The organism is Pseudoxanthomonas broegbernensis (assembly GCF_014202435.1).
Classification (GTDB): Bacteria; Pseudomonadota; Gammaproteobacteria; order Xanthomonadales; family Xanthomonadaceae; genus Pseudoxanthomonas; species Pseudoxanthomonas broegbernensis.
In genome coordinates, this window is the sequence record NZ_JACHGU010000004.1 from 1 (window position 1) to 22,633 (window position 22,633).

The 22,633-nt window shown below is 69.3% G+C and carries 15 protein-coding genes; 7 read left to right on the forward strand and 8 right to left on the reverse strand.

Going from position 1 to position 22,633, the window contains the following annotated elements:
- Window positions 1-231: 231 nt before the first annotated feature.
- Window positions 232-540, forward strand: a complete 309-nt coding sequence (locus tag HNR76_RS09215; protein ID WP_162311929.1) for a hypothetical protein — start codon at window positions 232-234, stop codon at window positions 538-540.
- Window positions 541-767: 227 nt separating this feature from the next.
- The gene (locus tag HNR76_RS09220; RefSeq protein WP_162311930.1) at window positions 768-2,870 is read left to right on the forward strand and encodes a putative bifunctional diguanylate cyclase/phosphodiesterase; all 2,103 of its coding nucleotides are present in this window, start codon (window positions 768-770) and stop codon (window positions 2,868-2,870) included.
- 9 nt (window positions 2,871-2,879) lie between these two features.
- On the opposite strand, the gene HNR76_RS09225 is transcribed toward HNR76_RS09220, so the two are convergent.
- A complete protein-coding gene (locus HNR76_RS09225) occupies window positions 2,880-3,674 on the reverse strand; it encodes a sulfite exporter TauE/SafE family protein (protein WP_162311931.1) in 795 nt (264 codons plus the stop codon).
- A gap of 146 nt (window positions 3,675-3,820) precedes the next feature.
- On the opposite strand from HNR76_RS09225, the gene HNR76_RS09230 reads away from it, so the two are divergent.
- Both HNR76_RS09230 and HNR76_RS09235 read left to right on the forward strand, forming a co-directional pair.
- Entirely contained in the window at window positions 3,821-5,806 is a 1,986-nt protein-coding gene (locus HNR76_RS09230) for a transglycosylase SLT domain-containing protein (RefSeq protein WP_162311932.1), read from the forward strand.
- A gap of 813 nt (window positions 5,807-6,619) precedes the next feature.
- Window positions 6,620-8,389 (forward strand): hypothetical protein, encoded by a 1,770-nt coding sequence (locus HNR76_RS09235; RefSeq protein ID WP_162311933.1) that lies wholly within the window; start codon window positions 6,620-6,622, stop codon window positions 8,387-8,389.
- A gap of 20 nt (window positions 8,390-8,409) precedes the next feature.
- Here HNR76_RS09235 and HNR76_RS09240 read toward each other — a convergent pair.
- Window positions 8,410-9,524, reverse strand: a protein-coding gene (locus HNR76_RS09240) for an IS3 family transposase (RefSeq protein WP_170298604.1) whose coding sequence is annotated in 2 segments (ribosomal slippage) — window positions 8,410-9,272 and window positions 9,272-9,524 — 1,116 coding nt in all. Because the reading frame shifts where the segments join, the coding sequence is not laid out codon by codon here.
- 172 nt (window positions 9,525-9,696) lie between these two features.
- Between HNR76_RS09240 and HNR76_RS15430 the strand changes: the two genes are divergently transcribed.
- Window positions 9,697-9,918: an integrase core domain-containing protein gene (locus tag HNR76_RS15430; protein WP_249065698.1), complete on the forward strand. Its 222-nt coding sequence runs from the start codon at window positions 9,697-9,699 to the stop codon at window positions 9,916-9,918.
- Between the two features lie 268 nt (window positions 9,919-10,186).
- On the opposite strand, the gene HNR76_RS09250 is transcribed toward HNR76_RS15430, so the two are convergent.
- Window positions 10,187-13,366 (reverse strand): RHS repeat-associated core domain-containing protein, encoded by a 3,180-nt coding sequence (locus HNR76_RS09250; RefSeq protein WP_162311934.1) that lies wholly within the window; start codon window positions 13,364-13,366, stop codon window positions 10,187-10,189.
- A gap of 205 nt (window positions 13,367-13,571) precedes the next feature.
- Here HNR76_RS09250 and HNR76_RS09255 point away from each other — a divergent pair, with 205 nt between their 5' ends.
- Both HNR76_RS09255 and HNR76_RS09260 read left to right on the forward strand, forming a co-directional pair.
- Window positions 13,572-14,813 carry a multifunctional CCA addition/repair protein gene (locus HNR76_RS09255; RefSeq protein WP_162311935.1) on the forward strand — a complete coding sequence of 414 codons (1,242 nt, stop codon included), beginning with the start codon at window positions 13,572-13,574 and terminating at the stop codon, window positions 14,811-14,813.
- A gap of 190 nt (window positions 14,814-15,003) precedes the next feature.
- On the forward strand, window positions 15,004-16,653 hold the full coding sequence (locus HNR76_RS09260; protein WP_211373188.1) for a glycoside hydrolase family 43 protein: 1,650 nt from the start codon (window positions 15,004-15,006) through the stop codon (window positions 16,651-16,653).
- 88 nt (window positions 16,654-16,741) lie between these two features.
- On the opposite strand, the gene HNR76_RS09265 is transcribed toward HNR76_RS09260, so the two are convergent.
- The 5 genes from HNR76_RS09265 to HNR76_RS09285 all read right to left on the reverse strand — a co-directional run bounded on the left by HNR76_RS09265 (window position 16,742) and on the right by HNR76_RS09285 (window position 22,538).
- Window positions 16,742-17,827: an acyltransferase family protein gene (locus HNR76_RS09265; protein ID WP_282959744.1), complete on the reverse strand. Its 1,086-nt coding sequence runs from the start codon at window positions 17,825-17,827 to the stop codon at window positions 16,742-16,744.
- A gap of 98 nt (window positions 17,828-17,925) precedes the next feature.
- A complete protein-coding gene (nagA, locus tag HNR76_RS09270) occupies window positions 17,926-19,095 on the reverse strand; it encodes an N-acetylglucosamine-6-phosphate deacetylase (protein ID WP_162311938.1) in 1,170 nt (389 codons plus the stop codon).
- Window positions 19,095-20,123, reverse strand: a complete 1,029-nt coding sequence (locus HNR76_RS09275; RefSeq protein ID WP_162311965.1) for an SIS domain-containing protein — start codon at window positions 20,121-20,123, stop codon at window positions 19,095-19,097. The genes nagA and HNR76_RS09275 overlap by 1 nt, the downstream gene beginning before the upstream one ends.
- A gap of 8 nt (window positions 20,124-20,131) precedes the next feature.
- A complete protein-coding gene (locus tag HNR76_RS09280; protein ID WP_162311939.1) occupies window positions 20,132-21,208 on the reverse strand; it encodes a LacI family DNA-binding transcriptional regulator in 1,077 nt (358 codons plus the stop codon).
- 43 nt (window positions 21,209-21,251) lie between these two features.
- On the reverse strand, window positions 21,252-22,538 hold the full coding sequence (locus HNR76_RS09285) for a sugar MFS transporter (protein ID WP_162311940.1): 1,287 nt from the start codon (window positions 22,536-22,538) through the stop codon (window positions 21,252-21,254).
- Window positions 22,539-22,633: the final 95 nt, after the last annotated feature.

Consider the following 22,633-nt stretch of genomic DNA (forward strand, 5'->3'; position numbering starts at 1 on the left):
GATGGCGCAGGTCGATCTGGTTCTCCAGGCGGGAGCGGAAAAGATCGTCGGCGTGGGCTGCGGCACTATCCACGGCAACGGGCTGCTTGCGCATGCGCTGGTTCCAGACTGCAAGGAAACAGCGCTCAGCGTAGCGAAAACGGGGAGTGCCGGCACGCAGGAAATGCGCGGAAGCGGCTATACCTCATGCGTGGGATGGGTTTTTCAGGGGCGACTGCTTCGCCCAGCTTGATGTTGGCCGAGTCGAGCACCACCTACGACGGCGACGGCTACCTGGCCGAGGACCCCGAACAGCCGCCGCGCTGCGTGGCGCTGCGCACCACCGGCCTGGACGGCAGCCCCGGCGCGGGGCAGGCCTGCGAGGTCGTGCGCGACCAGTGCGTGCGCGTGCCCGACGGCGCCGCGTGCGAGGCCTGGCGCCGCCATGCGCGCCAGGCCGAGTCGCGCTGGCGCTTCGCCCATCCCGACAATGCCGAACGCCGCCGCGACGAGTACCAGCGGCTGGCCAGGATCGTCGCCGATACCGGTTGCGGCGGCTGAAGCTTTCGGCGACCGTTTCATTCCACGGCCGTTTGGCCGTTATGCTGCATGACGAAGCCACCGGGGAACGGAACCCCGGCGCTCCCGGGGAGGGGGCTCGGAGTTTGCCGGCACGGGCCTGGAAGGCACGGGTCGGAGCCTGCACCGGCACCGCTCGTCGGCCCCCGGCGCAGGCAGGGGAGCGCCAGCATGCATCCAACCAATCCAGGCCGGGAATCCGCCCGTCCATGCGTCCTTGCCGTGGCATGGGGCCCACGCCCACGGCAGGCCGCCACGGTCATGGTGGCCGGGTGACCGTGCCGGCCGCCGCGCGCCTGCCCCGGCACGACCCCCTGTCCGGCAACGGCTGGATGCTCGATCGCCTCGGCACGGCCGTGTGGATCTACGACATCGACCGCGGCAGCGTCGTCTGGGCCAACCCCGCCGCGCTGGAAATCTGGAACGCCGACGACCTGGCCGAGCTGCGTGCACGCCGGATGAAGGACACCACCTCGCCCGCGGTGCTGCGCCGCCTGCAGCAGTACCAGGCCGACTTCGCCGCGCGCAACGCGATGTTCACCGAGCTGTGGACGCTGTACCCGCACGGCGTGCCGCGGCCGATGCGGGTGCGCTTCAGCGGCGTCCGGCTGGACGGCGACCGCACCGGGATGCTGTGCGAAGGCACCGCCGAGAACGGCATGGAGCCGGAAGTGATGCGCAGCGCCGACGCGCTGCTGCACACCCAGATGATGATCTCCCTGCACCGGGACGACGGCCGCACGCTGTACCTCAACCCCGCCGCGCGCAGCGCCTTCGACGGCCGCCAGGAACGGCTGGCCGAGCGCTTCGTCCAGGCGGAGGACCACGCCCGGATGCGGGACGCGCTGGCGCGGCACCGCGAGACCCGCCTGACCGCCCGGTTCCACACCTGCGAGGGCATCCGCTGGCACGAGTTCACCGCCCGCACTTGCCTGGACCCGGCCTCCGGCGACCCGTCCGTCCTGGTCAGCGCCACCGACGTGAGCAACCTCAAGCAGGCCGAGGCGCTGGCCCAGGACATGGCCCACCACGACTCCATGACCGGCCTGCCCAACCGGCTCATGCTGTCGCCGATCTTCGACCGGCTCAGCGCCGGCGCGCGCGCGGCCGGCGCCGGGCTGGGCGTGTTCTTCATCGACCTGGACCAGTTCAAGTCGATCAACGACACCCTCGGCCACCAGCACGGCGACGCCTTCCTGATGGAAGTGGCGCGGCGGCTGTCGGCCCTGCGCGGCCCGGAGGACGCCGTGCTGCGGCTGGGCGGCGACGAGTTCCTGTTCCTGGCCACCGAGGCGCCGGACCGGCCGCGCCTGGAAGCGCTGGCCTCGGAGATGCTGGACCGCCTGTCGATGCCGGTGGGCAGCAGCGGCCGTCGCCTGGTGGTCACTCCCAGCATCGGCCTGGCCCGCTTCCCCGACCACGGCGAGGACGCGCAGTCGCTGATGCGCTGCGCGGACTGGGCCATGTACGAGGCCAAGACCCAGGGGCGCAACCAGTACCGCCTGTTCCAGGACCGCCTGCGCACGCGGATGGAAGGCCAGTTGGAAATGCTGGCGGACCTGAAGGAGGCGCTGGCCCGCGGGCAGTTCGACGTGCACTACCAGTCGCGCCACTCCGTGGCCGAAGAGCGGACCGTGGTGGTCGAGGCGCTTGCGCGCTGGCACCACCCGGTGCGCGGGACCGTGCCGGCGAGCGAGTTCATCCCGCTGTGCGAGCGGGCCGGCCTGATCAACCCGCTGGGCGCCTTCGTGCTGCAGCGCGCGCTGTGCCAGCAGCGGCGGTGGCAGGCGCTGGGCCTGGACATCGCGGTATCGGTCAACGTGTCGCTGCGCCAGCTCAGCGACCCGGGCTTCGGCGCCCTGGTCGCGCGCCTGCTGGCCGAGACCGGCTGCCAGGGCGACCGCATCGAGCTGGAACTCACCGAGACCCTGCTGGTGGAGGGCAACCTCACCGTGCACGACAACCTGGAGCAGGTGCGCGCGCTGGGCATGCGCATCGCCATCGACGACTTCGGCACCGGCTATTCCAACCTGGCCCGGCTCAGCGACACCGACATCGATTGCATCAAGATCGACCGCAGCCTGGTCTTCGGCCTGCCGCGCAACGCCGCCATCGTCGAGACCATCATCGCCATGTGCCGGCTGATGCGGGTCACCATCGTCGCCGAGGGCGTGGAGACGGCCGAGGTGGCCGAATGGGCCGGCCGCCACGGCTGCCACGAGCTGCAGGGCTTCCACTGCGGCCGGCCGATGCCGGCCGAGGCGATGGAAGCGCTGCTGCTGGCCCAGCGCGGCGCGGCGGGCCGCCGCTAGCGCCGCCGCTCAACCCGACACGGGCACGCTCACCGCCACCGCCAGCAGGAACAGCGCGAACACGCTGCGCAGCGCCTGTCCGCTGAGCCGGTGCGCCAGCCGCGTGCCCCACGGCGCGGCCAGCACCGAGGCCGCGGCCACGCCGATGGCCGCCGGCAGGTACACGTAGCCGACCGCGTGCTGCGGCAGCGCCCCAGGCGGCGCGTGCAGCGCGTAGCCCAGCGCGCTGGCCAGGCCGATGGCCACGCCGCAGGCGCTGGAGGTGCCGACCGCGCGCACCGGCCGCACTCCGCGCCAGACCAGCAGCGGCACGGTCATGCTGCCGCCGCCGATGCCCACCACCGCCGACAGCGCGCCGATGCCGCCGCCGGCCAGGCTCATCGGCCAGCCGCGCGGCGCTGGCGCCTCGCCGCCGCCGGCCACCGGACGGGTGCCGCCGAAGCCGATCTGCCAGGCGGCGAGCAGGCAGTAGCCGCATACGACCCAGCGCAGCACCGCGTCGTCCAGCGCCACCGCCAGGCCGCTGCCCAGCCAGCCGCCCAGCAACAGGCCCGGCACCATCCACGCCACCGTCGGCCACAGCACGCCGCCGCGGCGCGCATGCGAGCGCGCCGAAGAAGCGGCGGTGAGCACGATGCTGGCCAGCGAACTGGCCAGGGCCGCATGCATCGCCGCCTCCTGCGGCACGCCGAACAGCGGCAGCAGCCACGCCAGCGCGGCCACCAGCACCAGGCCGCCGCCCACGCCGAGCAGCCCGGCCAGCACCCCGGCGGCAATGCCGAGCAGCGGGAAAAGCAGGTACATCGTCGATGGCACGTCCACTCAGGAGCCTCTCCGGGAAAGTAAAGCCGTTCGCCAGCCGGGGCCGGCGCGGGATGGCGACGGCTCCCTTCACCTCGGCGATGGCGCACCGTCACGCCCATTCAGGCGCGTTGGGTATATTCGGGCGCATGCCGGATTCCGCCAAGCTCCCCGCGCCGCGACGCGCACCTTCCCTGCTCTCCCTGCTGCTGGCGGTGCTCCTCGCCCCGGCCGCCGCCGCGCACGCGCAAGCCGCCGGCGCCGAAGCCGACGCGGCGATGAAGACCGCCATCGCCGCCGCCCAGCGCGGCCAGCTCGCCCCCGCCCAGGCCGAGGCCCTGCGCGGGGACCCGCGCTTCCCATGGCTGGAATTCGCCCGTCTCTCGCGCAACCTCGATGGCGCCGACGCGGCCCAGGTGCGCGCCTTCCTGCAGCGCCACGACGGCCAGGCCGCGGCCACGGCGCTGCGCGAACTGTGGCTGGCCTCGCTGGCCCGGCGCCAGGACTGGAGCGCCCTGCTGGCCGACTGGCGGCCGCTGGACGATGCCGGCCTGCGCTGCGCGCGCCTGAACGCGCTGCAGGCGCAGGGCCGCGCCGATGCGGGCTGGAACGGCGAAGCCCAGGCGCTGTGGCGCTCGGGCAAGTCCATGCCCGATGCCTGCGACCCGGTGTTCGCCGCGCTGGCCGCGCGCGGCGGCCTGGACGACGCCCTGCGCTGGCAGCGCCTGGACCTGGCCGTGGCCGCCGGCGACCCCGCGGTGATGCGCACCGCCGCGCGCGGGCTACCGCCCGATGCGCTGGCGCTTGCCCAGGACTACGCTGCCTTCGTCCAGGCCCCGCACCCGCGCGCCGCGCAATGGCCGCGCGACGCACGCAGCCGCAAGGTCGCCTCGGCCGGGCTGGCCCGCCTGGCGCGCAACGATCCGGCCGGCGCCGAGCGGCAACTGGCGCAGCTCGCGCCGGTGCTGGGCATGGACGAATCCGAGCGCGGCCCGGTCCTGTACCAAGTCGCCCTGCAGACGGTGGCCTCCTACCTGCCCGATTCGGCGCGGCGGCTGGCCGCGGTGCCCGACTCGGCCTACGACGAGCGCCTCTACGAATTCCGCGTGCGCGAGGCGCTGGCCCGCGGCGACTGGAACGGCGCCCTGGCGACGCTGCGCAAGCTGCCCGCGGCCATGCGCGAGGACGCGCGCTGGCGCTGGTTCGAGGCGCGCATGCTGGAGAAGACCGGGCAGGCGGCGCAGGCCCAGGCGCTGTTGCGCGCCGCGGCCACCGCGCCCAACTTCCACGGCTTCCTCGCCGCCGACCGGCTCGGGCTGCCCTACGCGCTGTGCCCGTGGTCGCAGGCCGAGCCGCCCGGCCTGCGCGCCGAGGTGGCGCGCGACCCGGCCCTGGTCCGGGCCCTGGCCCTGTACCGCATCGACCGCCCCGGCTGGGCGGTGCGCGAATGGAACGACGCCCTGGCCCGCTTCGACGATGTCCGCCGCCGCATCGCGGTGGCCCTGGCCCAGGAGAACGGCTGGTTCGACCGCGCCGTGTTCTCGCTGGGCAGGCAGCCGGAGGAACAGCGCCTGTACGCCCTGCGCTTCCCGCTGCACCACGATGCCCAGATCCGCGCCGCGGCGCAGCGCAATGCGCTCGACCCGGCGTGGATTGCCGCGGAGATCCGCGCCGAGAGCATCTTCAATCCCAACGCCCGCTCCAGCGCCAACGCGCGCGGCCTGATGCAACTGCTGCCCGGCACGGCCGCAAGCGTGGCCAAGCGCACCGGCCTGCCCTACGCCGGCGCCGAGAGCCTGTACGACTCGGCCACCAACATCGCCCTGGGCAGCGCCTACCTGCGGCAGATGGAGGACAAGTACGGCCTCACCTACCAGGCCATCGCCGCCTACAACGCCGGCCCGGTGCCGGTGGCGCGCTGGATGTCGCAGCGCCCCGGCTTCGACCCGGACCTGTGGATCGAGACCATCACCTACAAGGAGACCCGCGACTACGTCGCCCGCGTGCTGGCCTTCAGCGTGATCTACGACTGGCGCCTCAACGGCAACGCCCTGCCGGTGAGCGACCGCCTGATGGGCCGCATGGACGGCGCGCGCAAGGGTTTCGCCTGCCCGACGGCGACCGCCACCCTCTGAGCCCCTGTTCAATACCCCCGTTCTCGTCCACCCTCGCGAAACTTCGCTGGACGATCAGCCCATGGTCAACAGCCCGCCGTCCAACCCCAGCGCACACTGGGCGGGGCCTGCCACCCCTTCAAGCCGGCCCGGCTATCCATCGCACTCTGGCCGAAACGATGTGGCGATTCAACCGGCGTTTGGACCTTGCCACGCCAGCCCTACGAGCCGGCTGACAGCCACTGCCACCGGTCAGCAAACCACATGGAATCAGCGGTGTGCCGGGTTTTTCAGGAGTGACTTTACGAAGCCTCCAGCAAAAACTCCAGTAATTTGCGCGGGGTTAAACCTTGCGTTATTGTCCAGCCAAATCGCATGGGGACTGCGATACTCATCCTACGATTGCATCCCTTTAGCGACGGCGTCTTATCGCGCATCGCTTGCGAAATTCTGGCGATAAAGCCGTTTCGGAATGCAGCCACGACCTGCTGCGACAACATTTCAGAGGTCCGTAGAGCCATGAAGGAAACCTCAAATCAGCACGGAACATTTGGACGCACCTGTTTGGCACACCTCTTGTTCTGGATGAGCCTCAGTGCACTGACCGCTTCCATGCCGTGCCTTGCCCAGTCGACCGCGCAAGGGGACGATGACCGTCACGACTGCTCGAATAGTCCCAGCGAACTAGACGCTCCCATGCCATGCCTTGCCCGGTCGACCGCGCAAGGGGACGATGACCGTCACGACTGCTCGAATAGTCCTAGCGAACTAGACGCTCCCATGCCATGCCTTGCCCGGTCGACTGCGGAAGGGGTCGACCTCCGTTACGACAGCTTGCTCAAGCGCCAGGATCGCAACAAAACTACGCCGGGGAACGTGTTCGGGGATCAGCACGGAATCGAAAGCGGCTCCCTGAGCTTCAACGTGGTGGACGTGGATATTCCGGGCAATAACAATCTTTCGGTCGAGTTCAGGCGCACCTTGGCTGCAACCGATCCATTGAAACAGGTCAACAACTATGCCTACGCATACCCGGGGACTCGCTTGGGCGACTGGGCGATGGCGCTGCCAAAGATAGAGGGCACCTTCGACGCCAAAGTGGGCTGGATCACCTCGGACCCCAGCCGGCCCACGAGGAACTGCTCGATAACGCAGCCCTCGTACATGGAGCCGCCACCGGGACAAGAATATCCCAGCACCTTCCGGGCGCACATGTTCTGGAATCCCCCCACGCTCCACTATCCGGATGGATCTTCGGCACTGCTTGTGCACAACTCATCGGGCATGCCCGTTCCGACCTCAAGCGGCCCCTACTTGTGGACCACCACCCGCCAAGATGCAGCTTCGTGCATTGGCGCACTGAAAAACCAGAACGACTCGCTTCCGATCGATTCCCAGGAGCGGATTTTCGGCCGGGGGGAGGGCTATCTGGTCACCCGTGCCGACGGCACGAAGTACTGGTTCGACTGGATGGCCCTGGAGAGTATTCTGCCTTCGATGTCGTCTGCGCAGAATCCTTCGGGTGGCGTGATGGAGGTCACCCTACAGCAGGCGACCCTGGCCCTGTATCCAACCCGGATCGAAGATCGTTTTGGAAACTGGGTGACGTACACCTACTCGAACAAGAGCAATGAATCAGTAAAGCTCGACAAGATCGAATCCAGCGACGAAAGGATCATCAATGTCGGGTATGTCAACGGGTACCTGACCACCGTTACCGCCAACGGGCGTACATGGTCATACGTCTATCAGAGCAACCCATCCGGCGTCCCCTTCATTCCATTGAGCGCCATGCGGCTGGTTGAAGTTAGCAATCCGGATTCGTCCCGCTGGCTATATTCAGGGGTCTCGCACCCGCCTGCTCCGCCTCCCGTCATCAGGCCATGTGACGACCTGTCATGGACTCAGGGCGTCAACACGGATGCCACGACCGTGGGAGATACAGACTTCACCGGGTATACGGTTGACGCGCCCTCCGGTGCACGCGCGGTTTTCCGGGTTCAAGCCGTCCTGCTTGGCCGATCCGCGGTCGAGGATGGCTGCTATTCCCCTGGCGCATCTCCAGCGGGGTCAACGCCTCTTCAGGTTCCTCGGCGTTTCCTCGGAGGATACAGGCCGGCCCTGACCGGCAAGAAGGTAACCGGACCCGGCATGCCTCCGGCGCTATGGAAATACGGCTATCAGTCCGACATCGGCTTCGCTCCGATGGCCAATGGAACCACCAGGACGAGGATACTGGGGCCAGATGGCGCGCTTGACACCTATACTTTCGGGAATACGTACTCCGACGACGAGGGGTTGCTGCTGTCCCACACTCGCGTCGCCAATGCGCAGCCGCATCAGGTACTTATGGGGGAAACCCATACCTACGCAATCGGAACGAATGCTCCAGGATTTCCCAAGCCCGTCGGATATTTCCCGGATGCATTCGATCGGGTTCCTGCCACGCATCTTCGGCCCAAGTTGAGTACGACGAAGGTCATGCAATCCAGAACGTTCAAGTGGGAAGTCGCCAATAGCTGCTCGGGGACCGGATCGGCGCCCTGTCTCGATGACTTAGGCAGGCCGACCATGGTCACCGAGAGCAGTTCGCCGGCTCCTTAGTCGGCCCGTAAGCTCCCCCGTCAAGCACACACTTTGGAAGTAGAGATTCCGGCGTGGTGGATGCGGCACTCGGTCGGTGTCATGCCGCCGAGGGCGTTGTGGGGACGGTGCTCGTTGTAGTCGATCAGGAACTGCCAGGTTGCTTCGCGCACGTCCTCGAGCCGGGCGAAGAGGTACTGGTCCAGTACCTCTTCGCGGTAGGTCCGGTTGAACCGCTCGATGTAGGCGTTCTGGTTCGGCTTGCCCGGCTGGATGTACTGGATCGCCATGCCGTGGGCCTTGGCCCACTGGACAAAGGCTTCACCGAGGAACTCAGGACCGTTGTCGGTGCGCAGGACCTGCGGCAGCAGACGCTCTTGAGCGATCCGCTCGAAGATGCGCACCAGACGGGCCGAGGTGATCGAGGTGTCGACCTCGATGTGGATGGCCTCCCGGTTGAAGTCCTCGAGGATATTGAAGGTCCGGAACGGCCGGCCGCAGGCCAGCGCGTCGAGCATGAAGTCGGCTGACGAGACCCGATCGGGGCGATCCGGCACGTACAGCGGCACACGTTCGCGCTTGGGCAGTCGCCGGCCGGCTGCCCGGCGCAGGTTGAGCTTCATGGCGCAGTACACCCGGTAGATGCGTTTGTGGTTCCAGTGCGGATGGCTCTTTTCCAGGAGCTGGCAGCACTTGCCGATGCCGCGGCTGGGCTGGGCCTCGACCAGCCGGGCCAGGGCGGCAATGACCTCGGCATCGCGCACCGTCCAGTCCAGCGCGGGCGTGTACCAGGCCGAGCGTGACAGGCCGACGCAGTCGCATGCGCGCCGTAGCGGACGCGCATGCACCTCGATGAGGTAGCGCACCGCTTCGCGCTTGTGCGTCGGCCCTAGAGTTTTTTTGCGATCAGGTCCTTCATCGCCGCGTTGTCCAGTGCCAACTCGGCGTACATCCGCTTGAGCCGGGCGTTCTCGGCCTCCAGTTCCTTGACCCGCTTCAGGTCCGAGGTATCCATGCCGCCGTACTTGGACGTCCACTGGTAGTAGGTGGCCGAGCTGATCCCGGCCTGCCAGCACAGGTCCTTGACCGGGACGCCGGCGTCACCCTGCTTGAGGATCGAGACGATCTGCGACTCGCTGAACCTGGACTTCTTCATGGAACCTCCTGGCGCGAAAGATGCCAGAAAGCTCTACTTTTTAGGTGTGCGGGGTCAGGGGGAGCTTACGGTACGGCACGCTCGGCCGGGTGCCGCCCCCGTTCCTGCTGCGGTCGGACAACGGCCTGGTATTCACCAGCCGGCACTACACCCGACTGGTCCGCAGCTACGGGTGCAGCAAGAGTCCATCACCCCGCACTGCCCGCAGCAGAACGGCATGGTCGAGCGGGTCATCCGCACCTTGAAGGAGCAGTGCATCCATCGTCACCGCTTCGAGAGCCAGCAGCATGCCACCCGCGTGGTCGGCGACTGGATCCAGTTCTACAACCACCGGCGACCGCATCAGGCGCTGGGCATGAAGACACCCGCTGAGGCATATGCATTAGCGGCCTGACCTGTGCAGAAACCGCTGGGTCATTACATTACTAGAACGAAGATGGCAGATCCAAATGTTATCTCTCCTTGAACGACTTTATTCCGAACCGCCCCAAGACAATTCCGATCAATATCAGAAATGAACCGACTATGTTTTTATATTCTCCGAAATCGATCGGTATTTTTGCACCTATTGGGAAATAACTCTTATCGCCGAACAGGAGATAAAATCCAAGCATCAACAGCAGAACAGCAAGGCCGAGATATGACATTCATCGCACCGTTAATTATTTCTGAATTTTAAGCTCGTCCCGCACTATTGCACCTACTGTACTTCCAGCCTGATTGGCGACAGAGCTTGCGGGACTATCAACCCCAGCCGCACCAGTGATAGCACCAGTTGCGAATTCTGCAACTGCTACTGGGGTCGCTGCAGCCGCAGACGCGCCAATGGCATTGGCAGTAGTTGTGCTAGCTCCATAGTGTGAAGCCACCATGCTTGCTTCGGCTTCCACTGCTGTCAGCGTACGTACCGTTGCGCCCACCATTGCATTAGTAGTCGCTCCGCTGGCAGCTACAACTGCACCCGTCACGGCATTTGTGGCCTGCTGGGCGGCCATCCCTATCTGCAGACTAGCCCCTTCTGCTGCAGCCATAACCATCGAAGGAGCCCCCACTGCAACAGCAGCGCCGGCCGCAGCGCCTACAGTCGCAGAGCCTACAAGTAATCCAACGACTTTGGCGTCTCCACGGCTCGCGCCCGGTATGGGCGTATGCGCATTTGGCCCTCCAGGAAGAATCCCCTTGCTCACGAGCCAATCCCTGCATTCAGGGCAACGACCATCGGGGTCAGTGAACCTGTAGGGATTATTGAATGCATATGCGTAGCGATTGAACTGCCGCCAATCACCTGAATCGTAAGCGGTGACCGGATCAACCGACAGGAACACTCCCAGCATCGGATCGTAATACCGCTGCTGCATGTAGACCAGGCCCGTGCCCTTGTCCATCATGTGCCCGGTGTACCCGGGCCGGTTGTCGTTGCTGCGGTTCAACATCCGCCCGTAGGGCTCGTGCTCGGTCAGTTGGTCGATGCCCCCGAAATCGTTCGTCGCCGCGATCGGGCTGCCCAGCGCATCGGTGTGGCGGTACGTCACCGTCTCGGTCGTGCTGCCGATCGGCAGCCGGCGCGAGGCCACCAGGCTCCCGCCCAGGTACACGTGCCAGAACCGCATCCCCGTCAGTTCGTCGCGCTGCCACAGCAACTGCCCGTCCCGGCTGTACATCTCGAACAGCGAGCCCCCGCTGCTGATCGACAGCGTCCGCCGGCCCCAGGCATCGTAACGGTAGCTCTCCGTCCCCAGCGCCGTGCGCAGCCGGTTGCCCAGGTCGAACTGGTACAGGTCCCCGTTCTTGTTGGACAGGTTGCCCCGGGCGTCGTAGCCCAGCCCGATCACGCTCGGGCCGGACGGGCCATCGGTGACGTTGGTGAGCCGGTTGCTGGCGTCGTACACGTAGCGGTGGTCGCGCCCGGCCACCGTCACCCGGGTCAGGTTGTCCAGCACGTCATAGGCGTACGTCGCCCCGCCCACGTACAGCGGCGAGGCCACCGTCAGCAGCCGGTCGCGGCCGTCGTAGGCCATGCTCCGGGTCTGGCGGGCCAGCGTGGTGTGGTCGGTGATCGCGGCCACGTTGCCGTTCTTGTCGTAGCCGTAGCCCAGGTCCAGCACATCGCCGCTGTCGGTGCTGCGCGCCGGCAACTGCCGCGCGTTCTGGCTCATCGTGTGCACGATGCCGTTGCCGTAGGTGAACTGCTTGATCGCCCCGTTCGGGTGGTACTGCACCCCCGTGGCGTACGACCCGGCCTGGGTCGGCTGGCCCAGGGCGTTGGGCAGGTAGTCCACGGTGAACCCGGTCGGGTACACCAGGCTGGTGAGGTGACCGTTGGCGGTGTAGCCGTAACCGAACGCCCAGTTGCTGCCGGTGCTCTGCACCTGGCTCTCGCCGGTCAGCAGGCGCCGCTTGTTGTAAGTGTAGGCGTTGACCACCGTGCTGGCGCCGGCATCGTTGTAGGTGGTCACCGAGGACGGCAGGCCATCGGCGGTGTAGGTCCAATCCTGGCTGCCGTGGTTGCCGGGCACGGTCATCGAGATCAAACGGTTGCGCGCGTCGTAGGCCCGGACGATCTTCTGGTTGGACGCCACCGACATCCGATTGCAGGCCGTAGGCGTGGGCAGCGCCTGGCCGCTGGCCGACCACAGCAGGTTGTCGGCATTGTCGTAGTCCAGCACGGTGGCGCCGGTCTCCGGCTCCACCGTCTTGCATAGCCGCTCGTGGGCGTCATATTTGTAGTGGCGGGTCACCGACACGCTGCTGCCGGCGTTGCGCTGGGTGATCGAGATCGGCTTGCCGAACGTATCGCGGACGATGTCGGTGTACACCCCTTCCGGCTGCTGGATCGACACCGGATAGTCGTAGATGGGCTGGTCCCAGGCCTGGTAACTGGTGGTGGTCTGGTTGCCCTTCGGATCCGTCACCCGGGTCTTGAACCCGGCCAGGTACTCGGTGGTGGTGGTCAGGGCGCCCAGTTCGGAGGTCTGGTTGGTTCCTGTCACCCGGCCCAGGGCGTCGTAGGCGGTCGTGGTGCCGACGCTCAACGCATCGGTGCTGCCCGGATAGGAGGCGAACGTGACCCGGCCGTCATGGTCGTAGCCGAAGCGCTGGAACCGGCGCGTGGCGGTCTCGTTGGCGGTGTCGTACTCGCGGGTCAGCAGCGGGCGCCACAGAGCGTCGTAGTAGGTGATCTTGCGCGCATTGCCGGTGGCCTCGGTCAGCCGCCAGTGCCCGGCCGGGATGCCGTACTCGGCCGCGCTCACCTGCACGAAGGTCCGGGTGGACGCGTTCCAGGCCGTGCTGTCGCCGGTGGGGTAGGTGACGCTGCTCAGCCGGCCCATCGCGTCGTAGCCGTACCCGGTCGTGTGGCCGTTCTCGTCGGTCACGGACGTGATCCAACCCGAGGCGTTCACGACCGCCAGTTGGGTCTTGTTGTCGGCGTACTTGATCGAACGCGGGATGCCGCGATACCAGTTGGAGGGGGTCGTGACGCGGTTGTTGCCGTCCTTGACCGTGGCCACGGTGCCGTCGGCGTTGTAGGTCAGGGTCTGCTGCAGCTTGCCGTAGGCGCTGTAGGTCAGCGGAGAAGCATGCACCGGATCGAAGGTGCGCGACTCAGCCACCACCACCCCATCCACCGTGCGGCTGGCCACCTGGCCCAGCACCCACTTGGCGGTGTTGTCGTGGTAGACGATCGTCTCGGTGCGGCTGTAGGTCTGGGCGTGGACCGGCAGCGACAAGGCCAATCCCAACCCCAGCGCACCCCATATCCGATTCTTCCTTGAAACCCGCATGGCGGCCTCCGTATCCGGTTGTGCCCCGCAGCCGGCGTTGCGGGAATTCGAACTGCGCATCAGGGCGACTGCGCTCCACGAGTATGCGTGCGAGAACGCGCGGGCGAACCGCCGTTAACTGCGCGATTCAGCGCTTCTGGATAAATCGATCAAGCGCAAACTGAAATTCAAGACGCGTTTATCACAGTGAATTCATCAAGGCAACCTATTAAAAAGCGCTTCAACAAAAATGCATCGCTTCCACGATGCATTTAGGATCGGCCTCATGGACATCTACCTCGTCGGCGGCGCGGTCCGCGATGAACTGCTGGGGCTGCCGCCCGGCGACCGCGACTGGGTGGTGGTCGGCGCCACGCCGCAGCGGATGCTCGACGCCGGTTTCAGGCCGGTGGGCCGCGATTTCCCCGTGTTCCTGCATCCGCGCAGCGGCGAGGAGCACGCGCTGGCGCGCACCGAGCGCAAGTCCGGGCGCGGGCACCGCGGCTTCGTGGTCGACGCCGACCCGTCGGTAACGCTGGAGCAGGACCTGCAGCGCCGCGACTTCACCCTCAATGCCATCGCCCGCGATGCGCGGGGCAACCTGATCGACCCCTACGGCGGCGTGGACGACATCGAGCGGCGCGTGCTGCGCCACGTGGGCCCGGCCTTCGCCGAGGACCCGCTTCGGGTGCTGCGCGCGGCACGCTTCATGGCCCGCTTCGCCTCGCTGGGCTTCGGCGTCGCCCCGGAAACGCTGGCGCTGATGCGGCGGATGGCGGCCGGCGGCGAGCTGGACACGCTGGTGGCCGAGCGGGTCTGGCAGGAACTGCGCAAGGCGCTGGCCTCGCCGCGTCCGTCCGCGTTCCTGTCCACCCTGCGCGAGTGCGGCGCGCTGGCCGCGGTACTGCCCGAGGTGGACGCGCTGTACGGCGTGCCGCAGCGCGCCGAGTACCATCCGGAGGTCGACACCGGCCTGCACCAGCAACTGGTCAGCGACATGGCCGCCCGGCTGGCGCCGGGCGACGACCTGACCGGTTTCGCCGCGCTCACCCACGACCTGGGCAAGGCGCTCACCCCCCGGCAGAAGCTGCCGCGGCACATCGGCCACGAGCAGGCCGGCCTGAAACCGCTGGCCGCCCTGTGCGAACGGCTGAGGGTGCCGCTGGAACACCGGCGTCTGGCCGAGGCCGTATGCCGCGACCACCTCAACGTGCACCGCCTGGCCGAGCTGCGCGACGCCACCGTGCTCGAACTGCTGGAACGTTGCGACGCCTTCCGCCGCCCCGGGCGCGTGGAGCGCCTCGCTACCGCCTGCGAGGCCGACGCGCGCGGCCGCCTGGGCAGCGAGGACGCCGGGTACCCGCAGGGCCCGGAACTGCGCCGCCTGCACGCGGCCGCAGTGGCGGTGAATGCGCGCGACCTGGTCCACCGCGACGGCCTGGACGGCCCGCAGGTCGGCCAGGCGCTGCGGCGCGCGCGCGTCGCCGCGATCGGCGCGGCGCGTACGTTGCGCGCCGGACCGGCCTGAGCTTCATCGCCCGCACAAGAGCATCCGCCCCCCTGCCGGCATGTGCGACGGACAAGGCGAGACGGCAGGAGCGGCGGTGGCGGTCCGCGCGCGTCCGCCGCGTCGCGGCGGCACCGGGCACGACGGCACGGTGCGGCACCCTGGCAAGCGGGGTACCCTCGCCCGCGGACCCACCGCCGAGGAGACCGCAGTGCACATCGCCGCGCGCGCCATCCGCCCCTTCCCGCTGCGCAGGCTCGCGCCGGCGCTGCTGGCGCTGGCGGCCGTTGCCGCGCACGCACAGCCGACACCGACACCGACACCGACACCGCAGTATCGCAACCCGATCCTGTTCGCCGACTATTCCGACCCGGACGTGATCCGGGTGGGCGAGGACTACGTGATGACGGCCTCCACCTTCCACTTCTCGCCGGGGCTGCCGGTGCTGAAGTCGAAGGACCTGGTGCACTGGACCCTCGTCGCCCACGCTTTGCCGCGGCTGCCGTTCGGCCCGGCCTACGACCTGCCCGGCCCGCTGAACTTCGACGACGCCTCCGAGCGCGCGCGCCTGGACCCGGCCATGGGCCACCGCTACAGCGCCGGGGTATGGGCACCGGCCATCCGCCACCACGCCGGCCGCTACTACATCTATTTCGCCACGCCCACCGACGGCATCTTCATGGTCTCCGCCGAACACCCCGAAGGCCCATGGACGCCGCCGGTGGCGCTGGTCGCGCAGGCCGGGCTGGAGGACCCCTGCCCGTTCTGGGACGACGACGGCAACGCGTACCTCGTCCATTCCAGGGTCGGCGCCGGCCCACTGATCCTGCGGCGGATGGCGCCCGACGGCACCCGCGTGCTGGACGAAGGCACGGTCATCATGGAAGACCCGGTGAACCTGCCGGTGCTGGAAGGGCCGAAGATGCTCAAGCGCAATGGCTGGTACTACGTGTTCGCGCCCTACGGCGGGGTGGAGAAGGGCCCGCAGGCGGTGCTGCGCGCGCGCGACATCCGCGGCCCCTACCAGTGGCGCACGGTGCTGGCCCAGGGCGACACCCCGGTGCAGGCGCCGCACCAGGGCGGCTACGTGGAGACGCCCTCGGGGCAGGCCTGGTTCGCGCACTTCAACAGCACCGGCGCCTACGGCCGCATCGTCCACCTGCAGCCGGTGCGCTGGGTGGACGACTGGCCGATCATCGGCGAGCCCATCTCCGACACCACCGGCCAGCCGGTCGCCGCCCATGCCATGCCCGACGTCGGCGGCACGCACCCGCCGGTGCGGCCGCAAGCCTCGGACGAGTTCGACGGCGCCGCGCTCGGCCTGCAGTGGGAGTGGAACCACAACCCGGTCGATACCCACTGGAGCCTGGCCGCGCGTCCCGGCCATCTGCGCCTGGCGGCGATGCACGCGCCGAGCCTGGTCGGCGCACGCAATACGCTGACCCAGGTCCACCACGGCAGCGCCTCGCGCACCACCGTGCGCCTGGACGCATCCGGCCTGCGCGACGGCGAGCGCGCCGGCCTGGGCATGCTGCAGGTGCAGCCCAACTGGATCGGCGTGGTCCAGGAAGCGGGCGTGCGCCACCTCGTGTTCGCCTCCGCCGGCGTGGAGACCCGCGGCCCGGCACTGCGCGGCGACGTGGTGCGGCTGCGCCAGCACGTGGCCGACCAGCGCGTGAGCTACGCGTACAGCCTCGACGACGGCCGCAGCTTCGTCGCACTGGGCGAGCCGTCGACGATGCGCTTCAGTTGGTGGAAGGGCGCGCGGCCGATGCTGTTCAACTACGCGCGCACCGAAGGCACGGCGCCGCACGGCCACGTGGACGTCGACTGGGTACGGATCGAGCGCCTGGCCCCGTAGCGGCGTGCGGGACGATGCCGCCCTCCTGTAGGGACCGACGAGCCGGCCTCGGTCGGCGACCGCGCGAGCGCCGCGCCATGGCGAAGGGTCAGATCTTCAGGTACCAGCGCCGCCGGTCCATCCAGGCCACGATGCACCACCACAGCGCGACGAACGCCAGCGCGAAGGCCAGCGACGGCAGGTACGGCCCGAACTTCGGGGTCATCCAGCCGGCGAAGCCGACACGGTAGATCGGCTCCAGCCAGCCCAGGCCGGCCAGCGCATAGACCATCACCGCCGATCCCGCGTAGGCGGCGATGGCGTTGACGCCGAACGCGCGGCCCAGCGCCGGCCCGCCGCGGCGGTCGATCAGCAGGTGCGCGGCGGCCAGCGCCAGCAGCGCCCAGCCGCCGCTCCACAGCACGTAGGACGAGGTCCACAGGTTCTTGTTCCAGGGCAGCAGCGCCGACCACGCCAGGCCCAGCAGCAGCGCCGCGGCGGCACCGGCCCACAGCGCGCGCGCGCGTCCGTGCCGCAGCCAGTCGCCGGCGCGCAGGCCCAGTACGGTGGTGGCGAGCGCGCCCAGGGTGCTGGCCAGCCCCTCGGGGTCGTGGCCGCGGCCGGTCGCCGGGTCGTGCTGGTACAGCCACGGCCCGAGCAGCGCATCGTCGATCCGGCTGGCGATATTCTCGAACGGCGCGTAGCCGCCGCCCCAGGCCAGCAGCGCCCACCCACCCAGCAGCAGCGCGGCCAGCAGCGCCCATTGCCCGCGCGGCTTCAGCCATAGCGCCACGGCGGCGGCCACCAGGAAGCACAGGCCGATCCGCTGCAGCACGCCCCATGGCCGGTAGTGCGGCAGGTCCAGCCACCACCACGCCAGCAGGTGCAGCAGCAGTCCCATGCCGAGGATGCGCAGCGCGCGCACCGACGCGGCGCGCATCAGCGCGCCGCGTTCGACGCCCGCTTCCAGGCGCGGCATCACGCCCAGCGCGATCGACACGCCGACGATGCACAGGAAGAACGGGAACACCAGGTCGGTCGGCGTGCAGCCGTGCCATGGCGCGTGCAGCAGCGGCGCGTAGACGTGGCCCCAGTCGCCGGGGGTGTTGACCAACAGCATCGCCGCCACGGTCAGGCCGCGCAGCGCATCGACCGAGGCGAAGCGGGCCGGGCGGGATGCCGCCGCCGTGTTCACGCGCGCCACGCCGTGCCGGCCCGCCCGCGCATGCATCGGGGCGACCGGGGTGCGGAGGCGGCCATCGTCGGATGCATGCGCTGCCCTTTTCCCCGTGGTCAGTTCGCGCCCGCTCGGGCGGCCGTCGACGGTGCGCCGGCGATCCAGGTCCCGCGCACCCGCAACGCGGCATCCAGCAGCACCAGGTCGGCCTGGTAGCCGGGGGCGATGCGGCCGAGGCGGTCATCCAGCCCCAGGAACCGCGCCGGATAGGTGGACGCCATGCGCGCGGCCTCCTCCAGCGGCAGGCCCAGCAGGTCCACGCAGTTGCGCACGGCGGTGGCCATGTCCAGGGCCGATCCGGCCAAGGCGCCGGCGGCGTTGCGGACCACGCCGTCCACCGCGGCGATGACCTCGCCGTACAGCGCGAACGAAGGATCGTCCGCGCCGACCATCGGCATCGCGTCGGTCACCAGGAACAGCTTGCCGCGCGGCTTGGCCGCCAGCGCCACGCGCAGGCTGCCCGGGTGCACGTGCACCCCGTCGACGATGATCCCGCACCAGCTTTCGCGGTCTTCCAGCGCCGCGCCGACGGTGCCGGGCTCGCGGCCCTGCAGCGGCGACATCGCGTTGAACAGGTGGGTGAAGCCGCGCAGGCCGGCGTCCAGCCCGGCGCGGATCTCCCCGTAGGCGGCGGCGGTGTGCCCGGCCGCGACGATGGCACCGCGCGCGACCATCGCCCGGATCGTATCCAGCGGCACGCGCTCGGGCGCCAGGGTGATCAGGGTGACGCCGTTGTCCAGCGAAGTGGCCATCGCCGTCTCGGCGGCATCGGGCACGCGGAACTTGCCCGCGTCGTGGGTGCCCTTGCGCGCCGGCGCGATGTACGGCCCTTCCAGGTGGATGCCGAGTACGCCCGGCACGCCGGCGGCGATGGCCGCGCGCGTGGCCGCCACCGCGCGCGCCATCACCTGCGCGTCGTCGCTGATGAGGGTGGGCAGGAAGCCGGTGGTGCCGAACCTGCGGTGGGCGCGGCCGATGGCGGCGATCGCCTCCACGCCGGTGTCGTTGTTGAACAGCACGCCGCCGCCACCGTTGACCTGGGCGTCGATGAAGCCCGGCAGCAGGAAGCCGCCGCCCAGGTCGTCCACCTCGGCCGCCTGCAGCCGCGCCTGCCCGGCCGGCACCAGCGCCTCGATCCGGCCGATGCCGTCGAGCAGCACCGCCAGGTCGTCGTGGAAGCCGTCGTCCAGCAGGACCACGGCGTTGACCAGCGCGCGCGCGGCCATCACACCGTCTCCGTGACCTTGTTCAGGTGTGGCGGCAGGTCCGGGTTGTGGCCGCGGCGCAGGGCCAGGGCGTTGATCGCGCGGTAGAAGCTCTGCACGCCCAGCAGCGGCGCCAGCGCCGGGTGCGGCGCGGCGGCCAGCGGCAGGTCGCCGCCGGCGGCCACGGTCCACACCTGCGCGCCGCGCGCGCGGAATTCCTCGGCCACCGCCAGGGTACCGGCCTCGGTCGCATCCGGCTGGGCAAAGGCCAGCACCGGGAAGCCGGCGCCGACCAGGGCCATCGGCCCGTGCTTGACCTCGGCCGAGCTGTACGCCTCGGCGTGCAGGCCGCAGGTCTCCTTGAACTTCAGTGCCGCCTCCTGGGCCGCGGCCAGGCCCAGGCCGCGACCGAGCACGAACAGGTTGTGCGCGCCGGCCAGGCCCTCGGTCAGCGCCGACCAGTCCTGCGCCCAGGCCTGGCGCAACGCCGCCGGCAGCGCCTCCAGCGCCTCCAGCAGCGCCGCGTCGCCCTGCCAGTGCGCGGCCAACTGGGCGATGGCCGCCAGCGAGGCCAGGTAGCTCTTGGTCGCCGCCACGCTCTTCTCCGCGCCGGCGCCCAGCGGGATCACGGTGTGCGCCAGGTGCGCCAGCGGCGAGTCCTCCACGTTCACCAGCGCGGCCACGTGCGCGCCAGCGGCCTTGGCGGCCTCGGCGTTGCGCAGCAGGTCGGGGCTCTTGCCCGACTGCGAGATGGCGATGAACAGCGCGCCGCGCAGCCGCAGCGGCGCCTCGTACACCGAGCCCACCGACGGCGAAAGGGAGGCGGTGACCACGCCCAGGCGGGTCTCCAGCAGGTACTTGGCGTAGGTGGCGGCGTGGTCGGAACTGCCGCGGGCGCAGGTGACCACGAACGGCGGCGGCCCGGCGCGCAACTGCGCGGCCAAGGTGGCGATGGCGTCGCGGTTGCGGGCGAACTGGGCGGCGATCAGGTCGGCGGCCTGGGCCGCCTCGTTGTGCATCAGGGTCCGGTCTTCGGCGGGCAGGGCGATGGGCATGTTCATGTATCGATGTCGGGCTCGGGTTCGGGGCGCTTGCGCGGCTGCAGCGGCGCGGGCCCGGTGGAGCCGCGCACCACCAGTTGCGGCACGAAGCCCTGGTTGGTCACGGCCAGCGGATGGTCGTCGTAGGCGTCCTGGCGCAGGCTGCCGATCAGCAGGCGGGCGGCATGGCGGGCGATCTCCTCGGTGGCCTGCTTGGCGGTGGTCAGCGGCGGCCAGGACTGGCGCGAGAACGGGCTGTCCTCGAAGCCGGCGATGGACAGGTCGTAGGGCACGTTCAAGCCGACCGACTTGGCCGCGGCCAGCACGCCCGAGGCGATCTCGTCGTTGCTGCCGAAGATCGCCGTGGGCGGCTCGCGCAGCGCCAGCAGGCGGCGCGCGCCGCGGAAGCCGTCGTCGAAGGTGTAGTCGCCGGGCACCACCAGGTGCTTGTCCACCGGGATGCCGTAGTCCTTCAGCGCCGACTCGTAGCCGGCATGGCGCTCGCCGGAGGAACGGTGCTGCGGCCCGCCCCAGAGGAAGCCGATGCGCTGGTGGCCGAGCTGGATCAGGTGCTCGGTGATCTCGTAGGCCGCGTCGCGGTCGTCGATGTACACGCAGGGGCCATCGCCCGGGTCGTCGGTGGCGGCGATGATCCGCACCACCCGGATTCCGCGCGCGACCAGCGCGGCCACCAGGTCGTCGCGCTCGGACATCGGCGCGGTCAGGACCAGCCCGGCCAGGCGCGAGCGCTGCACGAACTCGGCCAGCTCCTCGGCCAGCAGCGGCGAGGTGGAGTCGCAGGGGTGGATCTGCAGGCCGAAGCCGGTTTCCTTGCAGGCGGCCAGCACGCCGTTCTGCACGCCGATGATGTGGTACGGGTTGGGGTTGTCGTACACCAGCCCGACCACGAACGGGGTGCCGCTGCGCAGGTTGCGCGCGGTCGCGTCCGGCTCGTAGTCCAGCTCGGCGATGGCGGCCAGCACGCGCGAGCGGGTGGCCTGCATCACCGAGGGTTCGTTGTTGATTACCCGCGATACGGTCTTGAGCGAGACGCTCGCCCGTTCGGCGACGTCCTTGATGGTCGGCCTGCGCATGCCTTCTGTCCATGGAATGGTTCCGCCGTCCATGATGCGTCAATCAGCGGCCTTCCGGCAGCCCGGCCCGGTGCCCGCGCAGCGCGTAGTACAGGATGTACAGGTAGCAGGGGACCATCAGCCCGGCGAACACCCACTGGAAGTCGTAGTGCTGCTTCAGCACCGCGAACAGTTGCGGGATGATCGCCCCGCCGGCGATGCCCATCACCATCAGCGCCGAGCCGATCTGGGTGAACCCGCCCAGCCCGCGGATGGCCAGCGGGAAGATCGCCGGCCACATCATCGCGTTGGCGAAGCCCAGCGCCGCCACGAAGCCCACCGAGACGTAGCCGTGGGTGAACAGCGCGCCCAGGCAGAACAGCACGCCCAGCGCCGCGGACACGCTCAGGTAGCGCTCCTGCGAGACGAAGCGCGGGATCAGCGCCAGCCCCGCCAGGTAGCCCACCAGCATGGCGAACAGGGTGAAGGAGGTGAAGAACTTGGTCTGGTCCAGCGGCAGGCCGAAGGCCACGCCGTAGGTGCCGATGGCGTCGCCGGCCATCACCTCCACGCCGACGTAGAGGAACAGGCAGACCACGCCCAGCCACAGGTGCGGGAAGCGGAAGATGCTGTCGCGCGCCGCGCCGCCGGCCCCGGGCGGCACCGCGTTGGCCTCCTCCGCGCGCACTTCCGGCAGCGGCGAGAACAGCACCGCGAACGCGGCCACCAGCAGGATCGCGAACATCACCCGGTAAAAGCCGCGGATGCTGCCGGCGAAGTCCGACAGCAGCGCGTCGCGGGCGGCCGGGGCGGCCTGGGCCACTTCCGCGGCCAGGTCGCCCACCCCGTGCAGCACCAGCGAACCCAGCAGCAGCGGGGCGAGGATGCCGGCCACCTTGTTGCAGATGCCCATCAGCGCGATGCGCCGCGCCGCGGTGTCGATCGGCCCGAGGATGGAGATGTACGGGTTGACCGAGGTCTGCAGCAGGGCCATGCCGCCGCCGAGCACGAACAGGCTGGCCAGCGCGCCGGGGAAGATGCGCCAGGTGGCGAACTGCCCGAACGCCAGCGCGCCCACCGCCATCACCACCAGGCTCAGCGCCAGCCCGCGCTTCATGCCGGTGCGGCGCAGGATCCACGACGACGGCAGCGCCAGGAAGAAGTAGGACAGGTAGAACACCATCAGCACCAGGAACGCGGAGATCTCGCTGACGTCGAAGGCCAGTTGCACGAACGTGATCAGCGGCCCGTTGAGCCAGGTGAAGAAGCCGAGGATGAAGAACAGGCCGCCGACGATGGCGATCGACGAGGCCAGGCTGGCGCGCGCAGGCGCGGCGGTGGTCGCGGACATGACGGCGGAGCTCCCCTGCTGATTGGAAACCGCCCCACCGGGATGGTGAAAAGGCGGGAACAACGTTGTCACATTCTGGCTTCGACCAGGCCCCG

Excerpts from the sequence above, each read along its gene's own strand:
- HNR76_RS09285 (WP_162311940.1), bottom strand. The coding sequence starts at position 22,538 with ATGTCCGCGACCACCGCCGCGCCTGCGCGCGCCAGCCTGGCCTCGTCG.
- HNR76_RS09230 (WP_162311932.1), top strand. The coding sequence starts at position 3,821 with ATGCCGGATTCCGCCAAGCTCCCCGCGCCGCGACGCGCACCTTCCCTG.
- nagA (WP_162311938.1), bottom strand. The coding sequence starts at position 19,095 with ATGGCCGCGCGCGCGCTGGTCAACGCCGTGGTCCTGCTGGACGACGGC.
- HNR76_RS09280 (WP_162311939.1), bottom strand. The coding sequence starts at position 21,208 with ATGCGCAGGCCGACCATCAAGGACGTCGCCGAACGGGCGAGCGTCTCG.
- HNR76_RS09225 (WP_162311931.1), bottom strand. The coding sequence starts at position 3,674 with ATGTACCTGCTTTTCCCGCTGCTCGGCATTGCCGCCGGGGTGCTGGCC.
- HNR76_RS09255 (WP_162311935.1), top strand. The coding sequence starts at position 13,572 with ATGGACATCTACCTCGTCGGCGGCGCGGTCCGCGATGAACTGCTGGGG.
- HNR76_RS09220 (WP_162311930.1), top strand. The coding sequence starts at position 768 with ATGCGTCCTTGCCGTGGCATGGGGCCCACGCCCACGGCAGGCCGCCAC.
- HNR76_RS09215 (WP_162311929.1), top strand. The coding sequence starts at position 232 with ATGTTGGCCGAGTCGAGCACCACCTACGACGGCGACGGCTACCTGGCC.
- HNR76_RS09250 (WP_162311934.1), bottom strand. The coding sequence starts at position 13,366 with ATGCGCAGTTCGAATTCCCGCAACGCCGGCTGCGGGGCACAACCGGAT.